This window comes from Microbacterium sp. K41 (assembly GCF_004794395.1).
GTDB lineage: Bacteria > Actinomycetota > Actinomycetes > Actinomycetales > Microbacteriaceae > Microbacterium > Microbacterium sufflavum.
Genome location: NZ_SSDO01000269.1, coordinates 18,011 through 39,316, shown reverse-complemented (window position 1 = coordinate 39,316; position 21,306 = coordinate 18,011). Strand labels below are relative to the sequence as shown.

General features: G+C 64.6%; 12 protein-coding genes. 6 read left to right on the top strand and 6 right to left on the bottom strand.

Annotated features, from left to right (window positions below):
- Positions 1 to 145 precede the first annotated feature (145 nt).
- From DW309_RS20185 to DW309_RS19880, 4 genes are all read right to left on the bottom strand, one after another.
- Positions 146 to 544, bottom strand: coding sequence for an N-6 DNA methylase (locus DW309_RS20185; RefSeq protein WP_342590372.1), 399 nt, complete (start codon positions 542 to 544; stop codon positions 146 to 148).
- A 270-nt stretch (positions 545 to 814) separates the two neighbouring features.
- A complete protein-coding gene (locus DW309_RS20225; protein ID WP_446724690.1) occupies positions 815 to 1,120 on the bottom strand; it encodes a helix-turn-helix domain-containing protein in 306 nt (101 codons plus the stop codon).
- A gap of 770 nt (positions 1,121 to 1,890) precedes the next feature.
- Positions 1,891 to 3,273: a GmrSD restriction endonuclease domain-containing protein gene (locus DW309_RS07490; protein WP_136029803.1), complete on the bottom strand. Its 1,383-nt coding sequence runs from the start codon at positions 3,271 to 3,273 to the stop codon at positions 1,891 to 1,893.
- Positions 3,270 to 4,283, bottom strand: a complete 1,014-nt coding sequence (locus tag DW309_RS19880) for a DUF4236 domain-containing protein (RefSeq protein WP_136029804.1) — start codon at positions 4,281 to 4,283, stop codon at positions 3,270 to 3,272. The genes DW309_RS07490 and DW309_RS19880 overlap by 4 nt, the downstream gene beginning before the upstream one ends.
- Positions 4,284 to 4,779: 496 nt before the next feature.
- Between DW309_RS19880 and DW309_RS07480 the strand changes: the two genes are divergently transcribed.
- The 5 genes from DW309_RS07480 to DW309_RS07460 all read left to right on the top strand — a co-directional run bounded on the left by DW309_RS07480 (position 4,780) and on the right by DW309_RS07460 (position 15,955).
- Complete coding sequence (locus tag DW309_RS07480) at positions 4,780 to 5,577, top strand: alpha/beta hydrolase (RefSeq protein ID WP_168387218.1); 798 nt, start codon at positions 4,780 to 4,782, stop codon at positions 5,575 to 5,577.
- 139 nt (positions 5,578 to 5,716) lie between these two features.
- The gene (locus DW309_RS07475; protein ID WP_136045016.1) at positions 5,717 to 6,325 is read left to right on the top strand and encodes a GNAT family N-acetyltransferase; all 609 of its coding nucleotides are present in this window, start codon (positions 5,717 to 5,719) and stop codon (positions 6,323 to 6,325) included.
- A 549-nt stretch (positions 6,326 to 6,874) separates the two neighbouring features.
- Positions 6,875 to 7,813 carry an NAD-dependent epimerase/dehydratase family protein gene (locus tag DW309_RS07470; protein ID WP_136045015.1) on the top strand — a complete coding sequence of 313 codons (939 nt, stop codon included), beginning with the start codon at positions 6,875 to 6,877 and terminating at the stop codon, positions 7,811 to 7,813.
- A gap of 147 nt (positions 7,814 to 7,960) precedes the next feature.
- Entirely contained in the window at positions 7,961 to 8,569 is a 609-nt protein-coding gene (locus tag DW309_RS07465) for a hypothetical protein (protein WP_240753147.1), read from the top strand.
- Positions 8,570 to 8,581: 12 nt separating this feature from the next.
- The gene (locus DW309_RS07460) at positions 8,582 to 15,955 is read left to right on the top strand and encodes a Calx-beta domain-containing protein (RefSeq protein ID WP_136045013.1); all 7,374 of its coding nucleotides are present in this window, start codon (positions 8,582 to 8,584) and stop codon (positions 15,953 to 15,955) included.
- A 119-nt stretch (positions 15,956 to 16,074) separates the two neighbouring features.
- On the opposite strand, the gene DW309_RS07455 is transcribed toward DW309_RS07460, so the two are convergent.
- Complete coding sequence (locus tag DW309_RS07455) at positions 16,075 to 19,392, bottom strand: ATP-binding protein (protein ID WP_136045012.1); 3,318 nt, start codon at positions 19,390 to 19,392, stop codon at positions 16,075 to 16,077.
- Between the two features lie 5 nt (positions 19,393 to 19,397).
- Entirely contained in the window at positions 19,398 to 20,597 is a 1,200-nt protein-coding gene (locus DW309_RS07450) for an FAD-dependent monooxygenase (protein ID WP_136045011.1), read from the bottom strand.
- A gap of 69 nt (positions 20,598 to 20,666) precedes the next feature.
- Between DW309_RS07450 and DW309_RS07445 the strand changes: the two genes are divergently transcribed.
- Positions 20,667 to 21,290, top strand: coding sequence for a TetR/AcrR family transcriptional regulator (locus tag DW309_RS07445; protein WP_136045010.1), 624 nt, complete (start codon positions 20,667 to 20,669; stop codon positions 21,288 to 21,290).
- The last annotated feature ends 16 nt before the right edge of the window (positions 21,291 to 21,306 follow it).

Here is a 21,306-nt window from a genome sequence, read left to right as displayed (position 1 = left end):
CAGTGCTGCCAAGGTCACCTGGGCTGGAGTTTGCCATACTCCCGACTGGGATCCGAGGGCTCTGCCCAGGTTGCCAAGTTGTAGTGAGTATTCATAAGGGAAAAGTAAGTAAGTAGTAAAAGGGGCCAACTTCGCTCTCATCCCCCTACAGGGGTACGTTCCGCACTTGGCAACCTGGGCAGATCGCGCCGATCCCTTCTCCCGGCAGGGATCGAGGCCCCTCCCCGCCTGGGCAGGGGGTGGGCAATGCACCAAATGTGCGCAGTTTCCCCGCAGTCTGCTCGATTCGCCGCAGGGTAGTAGGCGAGAGAGAGTCGCGGGAAGCACCCCCCGGTCGAGCAGCCCACGGTTGCCGAGCGTGCCGCGGCCGATGCAGGGAGGGCGAGTCGTCGGGACCGAGCTCGTTGCGCTTCGAGCCAAGCCCCTTGCGCATCTTGCGGAAGAGCTTCGTGCCGTCTATGAGCTGTACCCGGCCCGTGCGCTCGGCGCTTTTCTTGGTCGAGAGCACCCAGACGTAGGTGGCGATGCCGGTGTTGTAGAACATGTCGGTGGGTAGCGCGATGATTGCTTCGAGCAGATCGCACTAGAGCACCCACGTGCGAATGTTGGACTCGCCTGACCCTGCTCCACCGGTGAACAGCGGGCTGCCATTGAGGACGATGGCAGCCCGCCCGCCTCCATCCGAGGCGGAGCGCATTTTCGAGATGAGGTGCATGAGTAACAACATCGATCCATCCGAGACGCGCGGCAGGCCAGGTCCGAACCGTCCCGCGAATCCGCGCTGAGTATGTTCGTCCGTGACGGCCTTCTGCTGCTACTTCCAATCGACGCCGAACGGCGGATTAGGGAGACCGTAACTGAACGTCGCGCCAGCGTGGCTGTCCTTGATGAGGGTGTCGCCGAAGAAGATGGGGCATCGACCGACTGGCCTTTGACGGTCATGTCGGCCTTGCAGATCGCGTACGACTGCGGGTTGATCTCCTGCCCGGCGAGCGTCAGCGTCGGCGGAGGGAGTGAGGCGGCCTCTCTCGATCCCCGAGATGACAGCTTGAGAAACGTTGGATCGTTCGGCGAGCTCCACTTGGCCCACGTGCTGACTGACGCGAACGTTCCACAGCATCAAGTTCGCGTCGCCCATGACTCCACCGTTGATGCACCCGCATCGGATCTGCCAAAAATATTTCGGCAGATCTAGTGCGGGTGGACCTGTGGTAGACGAAAACGACAACTGCTGACCAAGGGCACCTTGGCTGGAGTTTCCCCAGTGATTCCAAGGGATCGGGGGCTGTTAGCAAGGTTGCCAAGTAGTAGGTAGTTCATATGAGAGATCAAGAGTAAGTAAGTAGTAAAGGGGGCCCTAGCTACCCTCTGAAATCCCTACAGGGCTACGTTATGCACTTGGTCACCTTGGCAGATCGAGGTGGTCCCCTACTCTCGACTGGCGAAACGGCTCATTCCGGCCTTGGCAGAGTCCTTGGACTGACCGTGACATCAATTTTCTGGCGGATCTGCCGCAATCGCCCCGGACTCGCCGCAGGGTAGTCGGTGAGAGAGAGTCGCGGAGAACATATCCCCGGTCGAAGCAACCCATTGGGCTGCCGAGCGGCCGCGACCGTAGCAGGGGGAGGAGTCCTCGCGCCGGGGCCTGTGTTCGACATCTGACAAGTCCACAGCGAACCGCGGCACGCCTGCCGCCCGAGCACGTTCGAGATCCGGCGGAGCTCGAGGTGAGAGCCTGCCTAGCTGCTGCGACCTTCCTCACGGTCGCCACATCCATCATCCGCGGCTGACGACCGCGTAGCGACGGTCGATGTCGCTGTCTGCAGGAGTTGGCCGTTGAGGCAGATGTTGTAGATGGTCGTGCCACTTCAGAGCGTGCTTGCGCATCGCTCATTCGCAAGCGACGCCGTCTCCGTCTCGGTCAAGCTTCCGGCTGTATCCAGGCGAGCCGGCGTAGAGGGGCGAAGCGCCTGCCGCGCGCACCGCATCGCAGTTCGCGTAGAACGTGTTCGCGGGTGGCGCCGGAGCGGGTACCGGCTCTACCGGAGCGGGTGCGGGCTGGATGGGTGCTGGTGCCGGGACCGGCGCTGGATCTGGCTCGACGGGCGCTGGTTCCGATGTCGGCTGCGGAGCGGGTGCAGCGAAAGCTGAGCTAGGTGCGGGCTCGTCCGGGCAGGTCACCAGCACGCGATCCATAGCGTCGTACTCGGCCTGCGTCACCCACAGACCGTAGGTGGCCTTCACCGCTACCTGCCGCGCGACGTAGGCACAGCGAAAGTCTCGGTTCGAGGGCAACCATGTCGCCGCGTCGCCGTCGCCCTTCTGCGCGTTAGCCGAGCCATCGACCGCGAGGAGGTTCAGCGGATCGTTTGCGAAGGTCGCGCGCTGATCTGCAGTGAGCTGTTGAGCGCCCTTCTGCCAGGCGTCGGACAGTGACACGACGTGGTCGATCTGCACCAGCTCGGACGTGCCCTGTCCGCGGGAGAACGCAATCTCGGTTCCGGTAAAGGGATCGGCGAGCGACCCGGAGATCACGCGGCACGGACCCGACCGTGTGGCGTCGGCGAGGTCGCGGGCGAGGATGTCGTTCCGGGTGTCACAGCCGTTGCGGTCGATGTCGAGCCATCGCTGGCCGAACTCGTCTCGGTCGTATCCGGTTTTCGGGGCGCGACCCTTCACCTCGAGGGTGGCGAGAACTGCGAGAGCAGTTTGGTTAGCCGTCGCCGATGCATCCTTCGCAGTGCCGGCCAGACCCGCGAAGGCCTGCACCTCTGACGCGTCATCCGCGAACGGCGTCGCGGATGGAGTGGGCGTTGGACTCGCGGTCGTTGTCGAGACGACATCAGCAGGCGCCTCAACAGCGGTGCTCTCGTCCGTCGGGTAGAGCGCGGTGCTGATGCTTCCGACGACGAAGAAGACCACGGCGGACGCGATGGTCCAGATCACTGCTCGTCGGCGCGAGGTGAAGCGCAGCCAAGTCGGGGTGTTGCGGACAAGGGCGACCACACCGGTGATCGTGACGATCAGCGCGATCAGCGCGACGAGCGGGGAGAGGAAGACTGTTACGAGCACGGCGGCTAGCCCGCCGATAATCCACAGCCAAGTGGGTATCTTTCGCTTCGCTGCTGCGGTCGCGAAGGTTGTCGCGGGCGGAGGAAGCATGCCGGTCGGTGGGGGCGGCGCGGTCTGCGCGCTCCATTGCTGTCCGTCCCACCAGCGGGTCTGCTTGGGATTCTCAGGGTCGGGGAACCAGCCGGCGGGAGGGGTGCTCACGCGCTCACCGCGGCGAGCATCTCGGTGAGTCCGGGATAGGCGGCGTTGTCCGCCAGTACCCGCTCGTAGTCCTTGCGGGCCATGGCCTTCTTCCCTTCGGCGAGATAGGTGTGCCCTCGTGCGACAAGCGCGAGGTGTCGCAGCTCGACGGGGCGCGAACGCACGCGTAGCGCTTCCTTCAGCGCTTCGCGAGCGGCCTCGAAGTACCCCTGTTCACGCAGCGCCGTGCCGCGCTGGATGAGGAGGAACGTCGCTGCGACGTCCTCGTTGGTGAGACCGTTGGTCAGGTCGATGATGTCTGCCCATCTTTCCTGCTCCGCGTAGAGCTCGGCGAGGGACACGGCAGCAACTGTCGTCGGCTCCAGTGCTTCGACGATGGATATGGCTCGCTCGGGATCGCCGGCGGCCTGCTCTAGCTCGGCGGCCAGCAGGCCGAGGGCCTGACGGTCCCACTTCATCATCGCCGTCACGCCGGTCGCAACCGGGATGCTGACTTCGGCTGTATCCACGTACTTGGTGATGAACGGGTCGCTGGTGGGGTCGTATCCAGAGTCGAAAAGCCACCCAAGCAGTACGCGAGCCCGTGCGTCATCGCGGTTCGGAGCAGCCACCCGCAGCACCTCGACCATTGCGGCCGTTGGCGCGGCCGCGGGGGTCTGCTGACCAACCGCATGGATTACCGATGCGTCACCGGGTCCGCTGAGCTGCTTGAACAGTTGCTTCTCCCACGCCGGGGCAGTGAGACCCGGCTTGATCTTCTTCGGCTTCGGTGGAGCTGTCGGTTGTGGTTGCTGCCGCGGACGGGATGCAGGACGCTTCGCGCTGATACTCGACGACTGTGTGTGCGAGATGCCGGTGCCCGGGATCCCGACCGTACGCGTCATGCGCCCGTTGGTGTTCACGCTGACGCGGGCGCCCCGGACACCCGCCGATACACCGATGTTCTTGCTGGATACATTCAGTCGCACGCCGGGCGCGATCTTGATGGACTTGCGGACCTTGAACCCCATAGTTCAGCCTCTCTCGACAACCTCCATGATTCTATTCATGCGCAAGGAACTCTGCGCCTTGGTGGAGGCAAGCCCAACCCGGCCGGTAAGCCTGCCTGGTCGGCGATACGCTGGATCCTCAAAGAAACCCATCTGCAGGGCAAGAGATCGACGATGACCACTCTTCTTCTCATGCCGATGCGGTCGCGGCGCTATCCCAGCCTTGAGGAACGGAATTGGCGGTCGGCCGTCGCCCTCATCGGCGCGTCGAGAGAAGACTGAGGAGTAGGCACAAAGTCCGACGGTACCACGGCCACAATTCCTGAGCCCGCTTCCGGCATCTACCTAGGTGCGGTAGCGAGCAGGCGAGGCGGACCCGCACAACACTTGAAGGGTCGCGATAGGCATTCATCATTGCCATAATGAGGCCGCTATGAGCGTACGTGAACACCTATTGCCCCTGCCCGATGGTCGCCAGCTGACGGGAACGAGCTCCGGTCCCGAGGGAGGTCGACCTGTGCTCTTCGTGGCCGGAGCTGCTACAGGGAAGACCATGCGGTTCGGTCTAGACGCCCTTGGGGTACTCGGCGTCCGGCTCATCACGATGGACCGTCCCGGGATGGAGGGCTCATCCGACCACATGATGCGGGATGTCTGGAGCACCGCGCAGGATTATCAGTCCTTCGTCAATTGCGTGCTCGGGGAGGACAGGCCCGTCCCTGTGGTTGCAAATTCGCAGGGAGGCATCTTCGGCGTCGCTGCAGCGGTGACCGGTTGGGCCTCGCGTCTTGTCCTGGTCTCGCCCGCAGACGAGGTTGCTGATCCGCGAATCCGAGGACTGCTCGCGCCCCACGCGGCGGCCCTCGCTGAGCTGGTCGAGACCGACCCAGCTGAGGCAGCGAGCCTATTCGCCAGTTTCGGTCCGCGGGAGATGGAGCAGATGATCCTCGAAAGCGCGTCCGACGAGGACCGCAGGGTCTACAGCTCCCGGGATTTCGTCGACATGTACCGTCGCGCGCTGGAAGAGGGCTTTGCGAACGACGGAGCCGGATACGTGCGGGACACGCTGTTGGCAATGGGGCGCTGGGACCTGCCTCTTGGAGCCATCAAGCGCCCGGTAGACATACTTGTCGGAGCGAAGGATCTCGGCCATTCACCGGACCAATCGGAGACGCTGGCCAGTCGGATCCCGACTGCCAATAGGAAGCTCATTGCAGGGGCCGGCGGTGCCCTCCTTTGGACACACGCCGAGATGGTTCTGCGTTATGCGCTCGCGGACGGAGATGACGCCGTGGGCGTAAACCGTTCGATCTAATCGATCTCTCATGGAGAGCGTTGGTGCTCGCGGTCGAGGGGAGCCGCCTGCAGCGTCGACCCTAGAGGGAGCGAAAGCTGAGTGCAAGGGGCCGCGAAGAGCATTGCCATAGAAGGCATCGCACCCTTGGAGGCACTTCATGTCGAATTTCGATCCGCCACAACTCGCTCAACTGGCGAGGTCGGTTTCTCTCGAGAGACCCAGCGTCGAGTTGTTCGATTCCTGGGCACGCGCCATCGCGGAGTTCGGCGAGGGGCACATCAACGGGTCGGGCCTCGTGGCTCCCGTCACACCCGACCGGGCAACCCTCGACCTGCTCATCGAGAAGGCGAAGCTGCTGGCGGATACTTCTGTCGAGCTCCCCGATGATGCGGTCCATAACGACCTGTTCTGGCTCGTCGACAACGACGAGGTTGTCGGCTTCTTGTCGGTTCGTCATCGGCTGAATGACTGGCTTCGCGCCGTCGGCGGGCACGTTGGCTACTCAGTGCGTGCGACTATGCGGCGCCAAGGGTACGCAACGGCCGCTCTCGCCCTGGCTGTGCGGCGCGCGCGAGAGATCGGCGTCGACAGGGTGATGGTGACGTGCAATGACGACAATGTCGGCTCCTACCGCACTATCGAGCGAGTAGGCGGGGTGCTTCAAGACGTATCCGACCAGTCGGAGCTCGGCTACCCGGCTCTCCGTCGGTACTGGATTGACACGCGCCGTTGCACCGCAAGTTGCTTGCCCGACGATTCCCCCTAGGCGCGGACCTCCTGCGAGTAGTCCGCGCTCTGCTATCTGTGAGGGCACGGGAGCGCAACGAAAGGTTCATGCAAGGAGAGGTCCCGAGGCTAATAGTAGTAGCCGAATGTTGTAGAAAGGGCTCTCCAATGTCTGACATCGTCGACTCCGCCGACGGCGCGAATCAGTTTCCGACCCGCGTTGCCGTCACTGTACGTGAAGCCGGTGCACTCGTCCCTCCCACGCGGGTGGCTGTGGAACGACGCGAGCGGCTTCGCGCCAGTGTGCGCGTTTCTCATCCGCAGGAGCGCTTGGCGGTGAGGCACCTGCTGGCTCAGATGGGAGTTCCCGGCCGCTGAGCGCCAGTAGATGAGTTTCGGTTGCCTCTCTCGAGTCATGGCGAATGCCTACCGAGGCGCAATGTCTTGGCGGTTGAACTCACGCTCTATGCCGCCTACTCACGCTCACCTCAGACACCGCGTCGACTGAGTGGAGGGAGGGAAAGGATCGTGCAAGCGTGACCGCAGAAGCTGACCCCAACAGTCGCCACCCACCTGGGAAGGGTCCTTCATGTCTCACAACATTCATGCGGTAGTCGGCGCAACCGGGGCAACCGGACGCGTCATCGTCCGAGAGCTCAGCGCTCGCGGAACGGCAGTGCGCGCGGTAAGCCGACGCGTCCAAGCCGATCTGCCGGCCGGGGTCACTTCGGTCGGTGCCGATGCACTCGACCCCGCCAGCCTCCGAAAGGCCGTGGAGGGTGCATCGGTCGTCTATCACTGCGTCATGCCGACGTTCGAGAACTGGCAGTCGCAGTTCCCGCGAATCACGCGCGCCATCATCGAGGCGGCCGGGGACGTCGGTGCACGCGTCGTGTTTGCCGACGACACATGGATGTATGGCAAGGTCAACGGTCCGATGTCCGAGCGGACCGCGGAAAGTCCCGTGAGCCATAAGGGAGTCCTCCGCGCCTGGCTTGGCGAGATGCTGCTGACTGCGCACTATCGGGGCGTGGCGGATGTCACCATCGGCCGAGCGCCCGAGCTTTTCGGGCCGCACGTCGGCTCTCTCTTGAACGCCTCATTCATCGGAGCGGCTGCGCGCGGAAAGCGACCGATCTACATCGGCAACCCTGATCTCCCCATTACTCCGATGTTCATCGACGACTTCGCGCGTGGCTTGATTACGCTCGCCGAGGCCGATGATTCCGCCGGGCGGGTCTGGATGATTCCTACACCCCCGCCCACCACGGCACGCGATCTCATCCAGCTCGCAGCTCCGTCGAACGACCGCCCGGTCCGTTTCTCCCGCATCTCCAGCAGAACGGGCAAGGCCCTCGGTATGGTCTGGCCCCTCGCACGCGAAGGAGCGGAGATGATCTATCAGTTCGAGCAGCCGTTCGTCATCGACGCCTCCGATTTCACCGCACGCTTCGGAGCGAACGCGACACCCTATGCGGAGTCTGTCGGCGCGACCGCGGACTGGTACCGCCGCGGTCGGATGGCGTAGCCGCCGGCATCTCGCACGGATCGAGTCGCAGGTTCAGCATCGCGAAAGGCCCGTGCAAGACCCTCGCCGCAACATGGCACTGAAAGCACCCGTACACATCTGAAGGGCATCTTCATGCACAGGCTTCCGCTCCCGCAGCCGCTCCCCGTGGTGTTTCCCCTGCGCTCCGTCCCGGAAGGGCGCACCTCGATCCAGGAGTTCCCGCACAGACGGCTGCGAATCACTATCGACCACGAGCCGCTGCAGGGGGTGACCCCCGAGATGCTCCTCCAATGGTTCTCTCACATCGGTGAGCACATGTCCTACGCGGGTGAAACCGTCCCGCGGTATCGCGCCTGGCACCCGCTCGACCACATTCACTGGGAGCTTAAGCGCTCGGCGCCGGGAGGTGGCGCCGGTGAAGGCGCACGCTTCCGCATTGTCGAAGCGATGGGACGTGACGAGCGCTTCTATATCGACTCAATTGACCGAGTGGAAAAGCTCGACCCTACCGGAATACGACTTGTTCTCCGCATCGCGGGGGTCGTGTTCTTCCAGCTCGAGCACACGTGGTCGCGTGCGGAATCCGCCACCCATTACACATCGGTGATGGATGTGGGCGCCCGTTCGGCCTGGGCTCTTCCCATCAACGCCTATCTCCGCTCTCGCGTATTCAGACCGGGAATGGAAGAAGCATGGATCTGCCATAACGTCGAGGAGGTCGGACTCTTCGAACACCTCCTCCCGTCCCTCTACCCCTCCGCACAAACCCGCTGACACGAGATCTCAATGAACATCCGACGCGCCTTCGCCCTCCGAGCGGCTTCCGCCGCGCTCCTCACCGTCGCCCTAGTTGCGGGCCTCACGGTGTCTCCGACCTACGCCGCAGAGACATATCCGCAGAATGCCGTGGAGACGCCGCCCGCGCCCGAGTGGGTGAATGAATTGCAGGACGAACTCGCCCAGCATCAGGAGCCGGCCCCTACAGCTGCTGAAGCCTTCGCCGACGAAGAACCTCCGCTCTGTGACGTGACGTGGGTCGGCGGGTGGGGTGGTCGATGGGATATACCTGGAAACTGGAGCCCGTCCGCTGTTCCCACCAGCTCCCAGGTGGCGTGCGCGACTGACAGCGAGCTCGTGGTGCCGAAGGGATTCTCGGCAGACGTCGGTCGGCTCGTCGCTGACGCCGTCGTCGTCGTGGAGGGCTCCCTCGTGGTCAGAGGCCAGTCGAGCGTCCAAGCGCTTCACTTCACGGATCGTTCTGGACATGGCTCGGTACCTCGGCTCGGGATCAGCGAGGGTGTCGCCCTCACCGTTCAAGAGCTGGAGTCCGTACATACCGCGGATGCTGCCATCTACGGCGGCACCATCGTTGTCGAAGACTCCTTCCGAGTGAACTCGTCCGTGCTGAGCATCACCAGCTTCGTCATCACCGAGCCAGAATCAAAGACGAACGTCGGCGGCAGCAAGAGCCGCCTTGAACTTTTCGGTGGTGCAACGCTCTGGGGCGAGTGGACCATCGACGTGGACAACTACGTCGGTGTCAACACACGGACCGGATGGGGACAGCCGAGCTCTCTCACCGGGGAGGGCGAACTGGAAGCCCTCGAGGGATCCCGCATCCTGATGCTCGGCGACATCGACCTCGGCACTCTTCTCGTCGGCGGCGAGGTCGTGTTCGAGTCGGAAGACAATGCCGAACTCGACTATTTCGTGAGCGACGGGACCATGACGCTGAACGTCCCCGTCACCGCAGACCGCGCCGAACTCATCGGCGGAGTCGTCGCTGGACCGGAGAGCTTGACCGTGACCGACCAGTTCACCTGGGGTGGAGGAGAGGTGGCCACCAACCTTCAGACGCAGCGCCTGCGCCTGGATACCGGCGCTTCCACCCTCGCAGCGGGTAAGACCCTCGACGCGGCCAGCCTCCTCGTCCTGGCGGCCACGCAGCCAGATATCTCACTCGTCGACGACGCACGCCTCAACGTTTCTGGTGGCGTGCTGGATGGAGGCGCGACCCTGACGATCCGCGGCGGCGGCCGCTTCGCGCTCGACAGCATCGTGACCGTCGATGCCGCAACGCTCGACGTCGACGCCGCGCTCGAGCTCGCACCAGAATCGATGCTGAGTGTCGCGAACGGTGCCACTCTCCGTCTCGACGGCGCCTCGACTCTCAACGGAGCGCTTTCGGGAGCAGAAGGGACACGCATCATCGTAGGCGGAGTCCTCGACGCAAGCGCCGACACGAAGATCGAGACAGCAGGCCGACTCGATGTCGACGCCGGCGGCCGAATGGATCTCTCGGGGTGGACGTCGGCAACGACAGCCGCGCTCGCGGGCGACGTGATCCTCCACGACGATGCACAACTGCTGGCGAGCGAACTGACCACTAGCAGCATCCTCGACGTGCGGGACAGCGCTGACGTCATCGCCTCGCGCGTCGACGTGCTCGCCGGGCGCGCACAGGTCGCCGAGCGCGCAGGAATCGACGCCAACTCTGGAATCGTCGCCATCGCCGCCGGAGCAGCTCTTAGCGGCTCTGGCGCTGTCTTCGGAACCGTAGAGAACCAGGGGGCTGTTGAACCTGGGACCGACGATACGTACGACACTCTCACCATCGATGGAAACTACCGACAGCGCGCCGACGCTTCCCTGCGCATCCGCCTCGGCCAGCTCCACCAGGACGCCTTGAACGTCACGGGCACCGCCGAACTCGCAGGCCTTCTCGACCTTCGCACGGATACCGACGCCGCCGTCCCCGGAGAGTATGACATCATCCGAGCCAGCTCCGTCAGCGGCGAGTACGCACCGCTGGACGGGTGTTCGCAGATCGAGCACCACCCCGATGCGGTGAAGGTGCTGCTGCAGCTGTGCGCTGATCTTCCGAAGACGGCAGTCGTCGGCGAGAACGACAGTTCGGTGCGCATCCCCGTTACCCTCACCGGGGCGCCAAACGAACCCGCAGAAGTCGGATGGGAGACGGTGAACGGCACGGCCCTTGCGGGTCAGGACTTCGTTGCCGGCGACGGCGTCGTCACCTTCGAACCCGGCGAGACCGAGAACTTCATTGAAGTCGAGATCCTCGACGACGAGCTCAAAGGTGGCGACCTTGACTTCTTCGTGCGTCTCACCGGAGCCGCCGGACTGACTTTGGGCAATGTCGAGACGTCCGTCACGATTCTCGAGAATGAGCAGATGCCTGACTGGGTGACGCGCATGCTCCCCGGTATCGGCCGGGCCCGAGTGGGAGTGCTCACTAATGAAGATGCCTACGTCACTATTCAGGGTCAGGCCTATCGAGTCTCCCTCCAGACCGGGCGGCAGACAGAGCTCACAGGTGCCGAGTCCATCTCGGGCGTCACTGATGACCTTCTCGTCGGGTCGTGTCGAGACGACCACGGGAATCTCTTGTGGTGCTGGAGCGACACCGGCACACTCTGGGAGTCGATGCCGCTCCTTGCGGGCGGTGATATTGACATCGTCGGGATCGACGACAGTGGTCGCGTCTTCGGTCACCTGACGCCGCAAGAAAGCGGTGCCGTCCAGAACATCGTTTGGCCCAGCCCGGGCGAGAAGCCGCTCGCGTTCGACGCTCCGGGGCTTGTGGTTGATGTGAACGCACGAGGCGACCTGATTTACGTCAATGGCGCTCGCAGCTGGTTCCATCCGGCCGCTGGAGAACCCGTCGCCATCACCCTCCCTGTTGCATTCGCTGGCATCGACGTCGTCGCGACCGCCCTGAGCGAGGATGGTCGGGTGGTTGGCTCGACCGCAGCGACGGACGGCACGAAGCGAGCGTGGTCTTGGACAAGCGCGAGCGACGGTGTCCTCCTTGGAGACGGCGTTCCTACCGGCGTGAACCTTCGTGGTGACGTTGTAGGGGACGTCGCCGTGGGGCCTCAGCGTCTCGACCGTGGCTGGGTGTGGCGAGAGGGTGTCTACTCTCTGCTCGACCACGTCGGCGACCTCGAAGACTCGGGGTGGGGTTCGTACACAAGCAGTTCAGGAATCACCGACGACCGAGTCATCGTCGCGTCCCTGGGCGCTTTGGACCTCGACGATTACACCCATGTTCTGCTGTATCCGTACGGCCAGGCTCCGCAGCCCCCACGCCTGGAGCTTGGAGGACGCATGGATGAGCAGCGCGTCGATGCAACCCCCGAGGACCGAGTGCTCGTCGTGGACCGTACGGTCGACGGCAGCACAGTGCGGCTGACCGCGACCGCTGCGAACAACGACGCTTCGGATCGCGACCCCGTCGAAGGGCTCCGGGCTCAGTTCTTCATCAACGGTGAACTGCGGCACGAAAGCGAACCGTTCAGTCTCCGCCCCGGAGAGCGCCGCGACGAGACGTGGGAGTGGGACACGACCGGTCTCTCCTGGAACGAGGGATCTCCGAGCGCGCCCGCAAGTATTCGCATCGCACTGGTCGCGGATGACGGCCCGGTTCAGGCGCTCACCGGAGAGGTAACCGTCGAGCCACGCCCCGTCATCACCGTCGGAGGGTGGGGCACTGCAGACGGGTTCACCGCCCTCGCCGAACAATTGACCGCTCAACGCGAGGACTGGCACATCGAGACTGCAGCAGCCGACGTCGTCGCTGGACCCGAAGGATACGTCGAGGCCGCTGCCGAGCACATCGCTGCCACAGTGAACGAGGTCAGGGCACTCACCAACGCCGAGCGGGTCGACATCATCGCCCACTCCACGGGCGGCATCCCCGCCCGCCTGTTCCTCGACCAGTATGTGTCCGAAGATGCGCGGACCGTGGAACGCCTGATTCTCCTCGGAACACCGAACGCCGGAGCGGCCTGCGCCGACCTCTTCCTCGACGCGGCACACTTGGAGTACCGCACCGACGTGATGACGCAGTTCAACGAGCGCGTCACCCGTACGCACGGAGCATCCGTATCTGTCGTGGCGGGAGACGCTGAAGACACGACGTGCTTCAGCGACGAGCCTGGCGACGGTTTCAGCACCACGAGCTCTGTCCTGAGCGGCTACAGCGACGCATCCACCTATGCGGTGCGTCTAGAAGAGATGCTCGGTGACGACGAGATCACCTCCGATTTCCTTCTGCCGCGCCTGACGTCGGTTCCGTCGACGTCACCTGTGGATGGGATCGCAGATTCGGTGCGTTCGTTCATCGACGGAGTCTCCGACTGGCTCTCCGGCCTTGGCGACCCGCCTCATGCGCCACAGCTTCTGGACCTGCAGACGATGGATGTGCCGGCCGGTGGACGCACATGGGCCTTCTCTGTCCCGCGAGGAGCATCTGCCGTGGGAGTGACGCTCTCCGCGCCCGGCGAGGTGACAGCCACTATTCGTTCAAGTGTGAACGGAAGTACCTTCGAGGTTCCTGCCGGACAGACCGGCGTGCTCTCGGATCGCAGCGGCAAGATCGATGGAGAGACGACTGGTAACTGGGCGATTTCTTTCCACACGGCAGAAGCGCGGACCGTGTCATTCGCCGTGTGGGTGGACGGGCTTCCCATCCGGGTGACCGCTGAACTCGCTCAACCTGACGAGCAGGCTCCCGCCGAGCTCACCGCCGCACTCGTCCTGCCAGACGCGACAACTGCGCCGACGACGCTGTCTTCGCGGACGGTGGACGCGAAGCAGACGACATTCCGCACTCCGCTGCGAGACGATGGCACGGCAGGCGATGACGCTGCGGGCGACCGGATCTATACCGCTGAACTGGCGGAGCTTGCTACGGGCTACGCAGGGTCCGAGGTCACGGCGTCAGTCGGGAACACGCGAGTCGTCGCTCTGACTGCGTCGCGGGTCGGGCCCACAGCGGACGGTCCCGGAGGGGACATGCCTCGCGTCTCCGACATCACTCTGCAGACTCCGTACGCGACCGATGTGACCGGACGACTGCGAGGCACAGACCCCAACGGGGACGACCTCACATACAGGGTGGTCGAGCAGCCGACGGACGCGGCCGTCACCATCGCGGATGACCGAGTGCTCGTGCGCCCGGATCGGGATTTCGTTGGAGAGCTCTCCTTCGCCTACGTCGCAGAGGACGGGGTGCACACTTCGGAGCCCGCGACGGTCACGGTGTACGTCACACGTGCCACCGTCACCGTAGAGGAGCACCCGACCGTCGGCCAGGGTTCACTCGTCACGCTGCCCGTGGTCCTTCGTGGACCTGCTGGGATCCTGGGTGCCGTCGATGACTCGGGCATCGAAGTGACGTGGCAGGGCGCGAGAAGCGCGGTGGTCCGCGACGGAGCCCGGTACGGGTTGCCGGTCGACATCGGAACCACTCTGGCCCCAGGAGTGCACAAGATGCTGGTCCACTTCCCCGGCGACGCATTCCATGAACCCGCAGAGCTGGAAGTGAACGTGCGCGTTGCTGCCAACACCGCTCCCATCATCAACGGGTTGCTCACGCCTAACCGACCGGAGGCGGGGTACGACACCCGCTTCGATGTGTTCGCGTTTGACTCCGAGCAGGTGATTGTCCGCTACGAGCTCGACGCAGATGGGGACGGCGAGTGGGACAGCACTCTGGATCGCCCGCTGCTGCCTTCTCTATCGTCCGGCGAGCGAAATGAGTTCTTCCTCTACCGCTACGACCAGCCGGGAACCTACACAGCCCGCGTACGTGTCACGGACCGGTTCGGCGTCGCGACTGAACGTGATCTACAGGTCGACGTCGCCGCTCGCCGCGACATCGGTGGGACCGACTTCCTCCGGGACCACGCCGCTTCGCCGTTCATGACCTACGCGGATGAGATCGGCTTCGCTCCATCAGTGTCGGCGGACGGAGGTCGCTACCTGCTCCGCGGCACAGATGCATTCGATGTTCCGGGCCAGGGCCAGCAAGTCGGCGCGGTCGAGATCGAAGACACCACGACCGGAGATGTGACGCGTTACGAGGTCCCGGTCGATCTGCGCTACTTCGACGTGCGCATGTCCCCGGACCACCCGCTCGCGTCCGTCGGACAGACACTGCTCCACCTGGACTCCGGTGCCACTTCGCAACTCAGCGGCTACGCCGACCTGATGCAGTCGACAGTCAGCGCAGATGGGCGTTGGGTGGTCGCGGCAACCGAGGATGGCGCAGCGGTCCACGTCCGAGACCTGCAAGGTGATGACGAACAGGTGGTCGAGCTTGATGGTTCGTCAGCACCTCGCATCAGCGGCGACGGCTCCCGAATCGCGCGTACGAGCTCTGTGTCCGTCGGCATGCTGTTCTGGAAGGACTGGCAGGCGGGCGAGGCCGGCTCGCGTCAGATCCTTCCCATCGAGTTCGATCTGCTTGACCTTTCCGACGACGGATCGCTCGCGCTCGTCCACGGACGAGGCGACCTAGGCGAGGAAGGGGGTGACACCGACCTCAAGGACGACGTGTACCTTGTCAATCTCGAGACCGGTAAGGTCACCGAAGTCAGCGGAGACACAGCCCCCGACACGGCGGCATCCTCGCCGGTTGTCCAAGCTCTGTTGAGCGGCGACGGTTCGCAGGTGGTGATGTTCGGCTTCTTCGAGGGAAGCGATGGTGCAGGAATGTACCGCTGGAACGTCGCCACCGAGGAACTGGAACGTATCGACGTCGACCGAGACGGGAATCCGGGCGTGACCGTGTTCGCCGGCGAGTGCGACAACGGTCGCTGCGACGTCGGTATGTCGCCCTGGCCCGGGCGGCCTCTCATGTCGGTCACAGCGGACGGATCGGAGGTGGTCTTCGCCTCCTACTCGAACACCCTCGTACCGGGCGATGTCCACTTCCGGACGCCCTGGGCCGGGGTCGCTGACGCGGGCGACAACATTCGGGAGCTGAACTACCTGCGGTGGACACCGTCCGCCGATCCGACGGACCCGACGGACCCGACGGACCCCACGGACCCCACGGACCCGACGGACCCCACGGACCCGACGGACCCGACGGACCCCACGGACCCGACGGACCCGACGGACCCGACGGACCCGACGGATCCCACAGACCCGACGGATCCCACCAACCCGGCCAACCCCACAGACCCGACGGAGCCCGACGGACGCGGTTCTGGACAGTCGCCGAGCGCAGGAGCGAACGGTCCCGCCGCTCTGGCTGTAACCGGGCTGGGGATTGGCGCCGGAGGTGCAGTCGGCCTCGTCGCCATACTGCTCGGAGTCCTCCTGGTCAGGCGGCGTCGGACGGAGCAGTAACACAGTGGCCCTCGATGGTTGAACCATCGAGGGCCACCGTCTCATCAGCGTCTAGCGATGGCGATGGCCCGTGGTGTTCCGACACCACGGGCCATTGTGCCGTCGTTACTCCGACCGTCTCACTCGCTTCTCAAAGGCCAGGATGGTTCGACGCCCAGAGCAGCGCGAACATGCTCGGTGACGCGGCGTGCCCGTTCTTGATGCTCTGCTGCGGCGGAACTACGGCCGAGGCGCGTGGCGATGCGTGCAAGAAGCTCGTCTCGCGGCCCGAGGATGGCAACGCCCGTGCCCGCCATCAACAACGGGGAAGATGACCTCGCGACCGCCTCGTAGGCGTCTGTGAGCAGCGGCGTTCCCAAGTGAACAGCAACCTCTGCTGCTTGAGCGACGTCAAAGTCCGTGGTCCACGTGCTGGACTTCGGCATGGTCCGCAGGTTCCATCGCCCCTGCATCGCCCGAGCTTCGTCGATGCGGCCAGCCTCCGCGAGGGCGAGCACCGCTCCCCAGCGAAGCGCACGCTGCCCATCCGGCGAGGCTGCGGCGAGGAGGTCGTCGGCGATGTCGGCGACTCGACCTTCGATTCGTGCGAGGGCGAGCCGCTGCATCCACGTGACCCACGCGCCTCCCCACATGCTGGTTCGTCGCATAATCGCGTCAGCTCGAGCCATCAGCTCCGTTGCGTCACCGAGCCTTCCCGCTTGTAGAGCTGCTCCCGCCATCTGAGCCGCGTGTTGTGCATTGAATTCCGCGCGACCCGCGCGAGTGAGTAGCTCTCCAGCGCGTTCGATGTCTTCGCTCCACGCATCGATCTCGCCCAACACGAGATGAACGCTGGCGCGGTGAAGACGCGCAACGATCTCGCCAGGGATCGCGCCGTTGGCCGAGGAGGGGGCGAGCCATTCGTCAAGGATCGACAGGCGCGCGGTTTCACTGTCCGGTCTCCACACGGAGAACACCGCTGCACTGTATGCCTTCGAACGGCGTGCAGGGTCACCCATCTGCGCCGCCTTGATAACGCCCTCATCGGTGAGTGCTTTCGCGCGGGATCGATCCGGTTCGTCGGCGTAGTACAGCTCCATAGCCAGGGCGATGGATAGATCGGAGCGTTCAACATCCGGCAGGGAAGGGTCTGACAGGAGATCGTCGAGGAGCGAAATGGCATCGACGTCGACCTCGCCGTACTGCCGCCAGTTCCACAGTGTCGCCTCGCCCAGGAGCGCGAGCACCTGCGCCGTGAAGGCGCGGTTCTGAAGTTGTTGGGCTGCTCTGATCGCTTGGCGAAGCGCAGAAGCGGCGCCCACGACATCGCCGGCTGCACGTCGTTCCGCGGTGAGGGCAAAGAGTGTCTCAGCCCGCCTTCGGGGCTCTAGCTCGTCAGTCGGGATGCAGCCCAGAGCTCTTTCTCGGAAGGTCGCCGCTTGGTCGAAGGCGAGGCTTCGAGTGGCTCGGTCGGCCGCTGTCGTACAGGCGAGAAATGCCTTCTCGTCGCTCATTCCAGCGGCTGCACGGTGTCGATGGTAGGCGACTGCCTCGAGCACCGGTTCGAGATCGGCAGAGTAACGCCGCTCCAGGGCGTCTGCGAGCAGTTGATGTGCCCTCGACATACCCGCTCGAGACACCGCGGAGAGTACCGAGTCTCTTGCGAGGCTGTGCGCGAACATGAATCCATCAGGCTCTTGTCTCCACAACCCCGCCGCGCAGAGCTCGTCCGCTCCCGACATGATCTCCGGGAGACCAGCGCCCAGCGCTGCGCCCAGGAGCGGAACGTCGATGTGAAGGCCGGCGACAGCGGCGATATCGACGAGGTCACGCAACGATGGACTGAGTGGAGCGAGGCGTTCGTGGATGAGGTCTGCGATGCTGGCTGGCAGGGTGACGCCGTCAGCTGCCTTCATGAGTTCCGTAAGGAAGAAGGCGTTACCGCCGGTTCGTTCACGAAGCCGCTCTGCGACTGCAGTGACGTCATCAGTTCTCAGCTCGGACGTGCGAGCCAGTTCCTCGGCGATCTCGGCCAGCGTGAACTCGCTCACTGGTACCCGTCGCGTCGTCGTCTCCCGTTGGAGACCTGCGAGTGTTGATGCGAGGGCGGGCCGGTGCGCGACTGGTTGACGCACGGTCAGGATCACGGCACAGGCGGAGGATCGCAGGGCTGAGCCCAGCACTCCGATGGCATGCAGGGTCGGGTCGTCGGCCCATTGCACGTCATCGAACACGAGAAGCATGGGCTGTTGGCTGGACTGGGTGAGAACCCGTGCAACGAGCGCTTCTGACAGGCGAAAGCGCGCTTCGTCTGCGTCGTCGGATGGTTCGACCTGAGACCGCAGGTTAGCGACCTCGCCAGCACCTGTCGGATCGCTCGCCCCAGGAAGCGCGGCAAGGATTCGCTGCCAGGGCCACAGGGGCGGAGCGCCGGTGCCCTCAACGGTCCGCGCCCATGCCGTCACCAGCCCGACATCCTCGGCGATTCGCGCGGCCTGCTCCGCGAGGTACGTCTTGCCGACGCCCGGTTGTCCTTCGAGAATGAGCAGACGCCCGTGACCGTCGGCGGCAGAGGAGATCGCCGAGCGGATTTCGTCCACGTGCGTCGTTCTACCGATTCCGGCGTGGCCCGCTGGCGGAGAAGTGTCGCTCGCGGACGTCACGTTCAGGTCGGTTCGGAGATCGTCCTGGAGGAGATCGGTATGCAGATGTCTCAACCGGGCACCCGGGTCGATGCCCAGGGAGTCCGCGAGGATTTCACGGAACTCCTCGAACAGCGCGAGGGCCACGGCGACGTTTCCGCAGTCCCGCTCTGCTTCCATGCGCAGTGCCCAGTGGGCTTCGTTGAGAGGGTCGCGCTCCGTCAGCGTCCGGGCGAGGTCAGCCGCGGCACGGGCTTGTCCGGTCGCCAGCAGGAGTCGCGCGTCCAACTCCGACATTCGGTCTCGAAGACGCTGAAGACGTTGCGCTTCGAGGAGAAGATCGCTGCATGCGGATGTTCCCTGGAAGGGGTCACCACGCCAGAGTGCGCGCGCGTGACGTAGACAGACTTCGGCTTCCTCCAGATCCCGCTCCTCAAGCGCCGACTCGGCCGCAGCGACGACGTTCGAGAACAGGACGATATCGACCACATCCGGAGCTACCTCGAGGACGTAGCCGGGAGCGCGGGTGGTGACGGATACGCCGAGGGGAGCCAACTGTCGCCGTAGGCGCGATACGTAGACGTACAGCGCTGCAACTCCTGACTGCGGAGGCGTGTCCTCCCACAGTTGATCCATCAAACGCTCCGCGGAGACCACTCTTCCCGGCTCGAGAGCCAGGAGCGCGAGGAGAGACGCCACGCGACCCGGCTGCGGGAGCACCGGCGGCAGGACATCGGAACTCACCTGCATGTCACCGAGAAGACGGAGCGCGGGCGCCTCGACCTTCGCATGTAGCGGAGAGAACGTGCCTGCCATGTCAGTCACCGCACGTCAGCAGGAGCCACCCGGCCGGTGGGTGCCGGGGGCATCCAGGTCTGCACCGCTGCGGCCTGCTTGCCCATGGCGGCTGCGGGAGTCAGTCGCATGACCGCATTGCGGAGAACGACGCCGGCGCGGGACGGCACGTGGGCGAGCGCGCCGAGCATCCGGGCGCGTTTGGCGATGGGCTGTGTGCGCTGCCGTCGAAGGTGGTCGTACTCGGCCAGCGCCGAATCGACGAGGTCCTGTGCCGGGGCTGGGTTGCTCGCGATTCCGGAAAGGAGAGCGGCGAGGGTCGCTGCATCTTCCATCGCCTGGTTCGCCCCTTGACCCAGATCGGGAGTCATCGCATGGGCGGAGTCGCCGAGCAACACCCAATTGGCTCGACGGAACGTGGGCAGTGGTTCGGCGAGGTCGTTGATGGGGAGGCGGAAGACGACCGCAGGGTCTGTGGCATCCAGGAGGGCGGGAATCGGATCGTGCCATTCGCCGAACAGCTCACGAACGCGCGCGTACTCGTCGTCGATCTTCGCATCCGCCGGCATCGTCGCGACGCCGAACCAGTAGACGCGGCCGTCTTTAAGCGGTGCCATGCCGAACCGGAGTCCCCGGCCCCACGTCTCACCAGCGGCGCCCAACAGATCGACCGGGTGGCTCGTTACTCCACGCCAACTTGAGTACCCCGAATACCGCAGCCCTGGGTCGCCGGGCCAGGAGCGGCGAACGGCGCTGTTGATGCCGTCCGCGGCGACGACCAGATCAAACGTTTCGATGCGTGATTCTCCATCAACCTCAATCACCTCGACGTCCGTCGAGGTGGCGTCACGCGACGCAGACGCCACAGTGCCGAGGCGCAGGGTGCCGGGCTGCAGAGCCTCAACGAGGATCTCGTGAAGCTCCGCCCGGTGAACCACACGAAGTCCACTGACGGCTTCCTGAGGCAAGTGTGCCAGCCAGCCTCCATCCGGACGACGCTGCCCCGCGTCGAGTGCCGCTGCATTCGCGCTGGTTATAGCGCGGAACGACGAACCGAGTCCGAGGGAGTCCAACGCGGCAATTCCGTTCGGGAACACCGAGAGGCCGGACCCGACAGGGGCGAGCTCGGCGGCGCGCTCGAACACGACCACCTCCGCGCCGGCACGCTGCAGACCGACTGCGGTGGCCAGCCCGCCGATTCCAGCTCCGATAATCGCGATACGCATCGATCTCTCCGTTTCACTACAGATGTAGAGGCTCTTTCGAGGCGACTATACACCTGTAGAGTGTCGCGGGTGCAAGAAAATGAGACTTCGCCACCGAATCGGCCGCAGCTCCTCGCCGACGCGGCGATCCGAGTCATCGCAACGAGCGGCTTACGCGCCCTCACCCACCGCGCCGTCGACCGAGAAGCGAGCTTCCCGCAAGGATCGACGTCCTATTACGCGAACACGAGGCTTGCCCTGCTGCAGATCGTGGCGGACAGACTCGCCGAACGCAGCCTCGCAGATCTGAACGATTACTTCGCCGCCCTCGCCGCGGCCGAGCCCGCCGACGACGCCGAAGGCCGCATCGAGCAGCTGGCAGGGCTGGTGGAAGACTTCGTCTCGGCGTTGGTGTCGCGCCCGGACGACATGCGCGCTCGTTACGCGCTAGTGCTGGATTACCTCGCCGCAGACCCGCTCAGCGGGATCCTCTCCTCTGAATCTCCACTTCTCGCGGGTGCGTTCGCCGCTGCTCCCGATCTACTGAAGCGCTTCGGCTTTCTCGCAACCCCGCAGCAGGGACGCGACATCATGCTGCTCGCCGACGCGATGACCTTCTCGCGGACCGTCCACGCTGCGTCGCCGCATCTGCAACTCGACGTGCACGCGGTGGTCGCCGCGTATCTTCGCGCGCTGCCACGCGTTAAGTCCTAAGACCCGACGCAAGGTA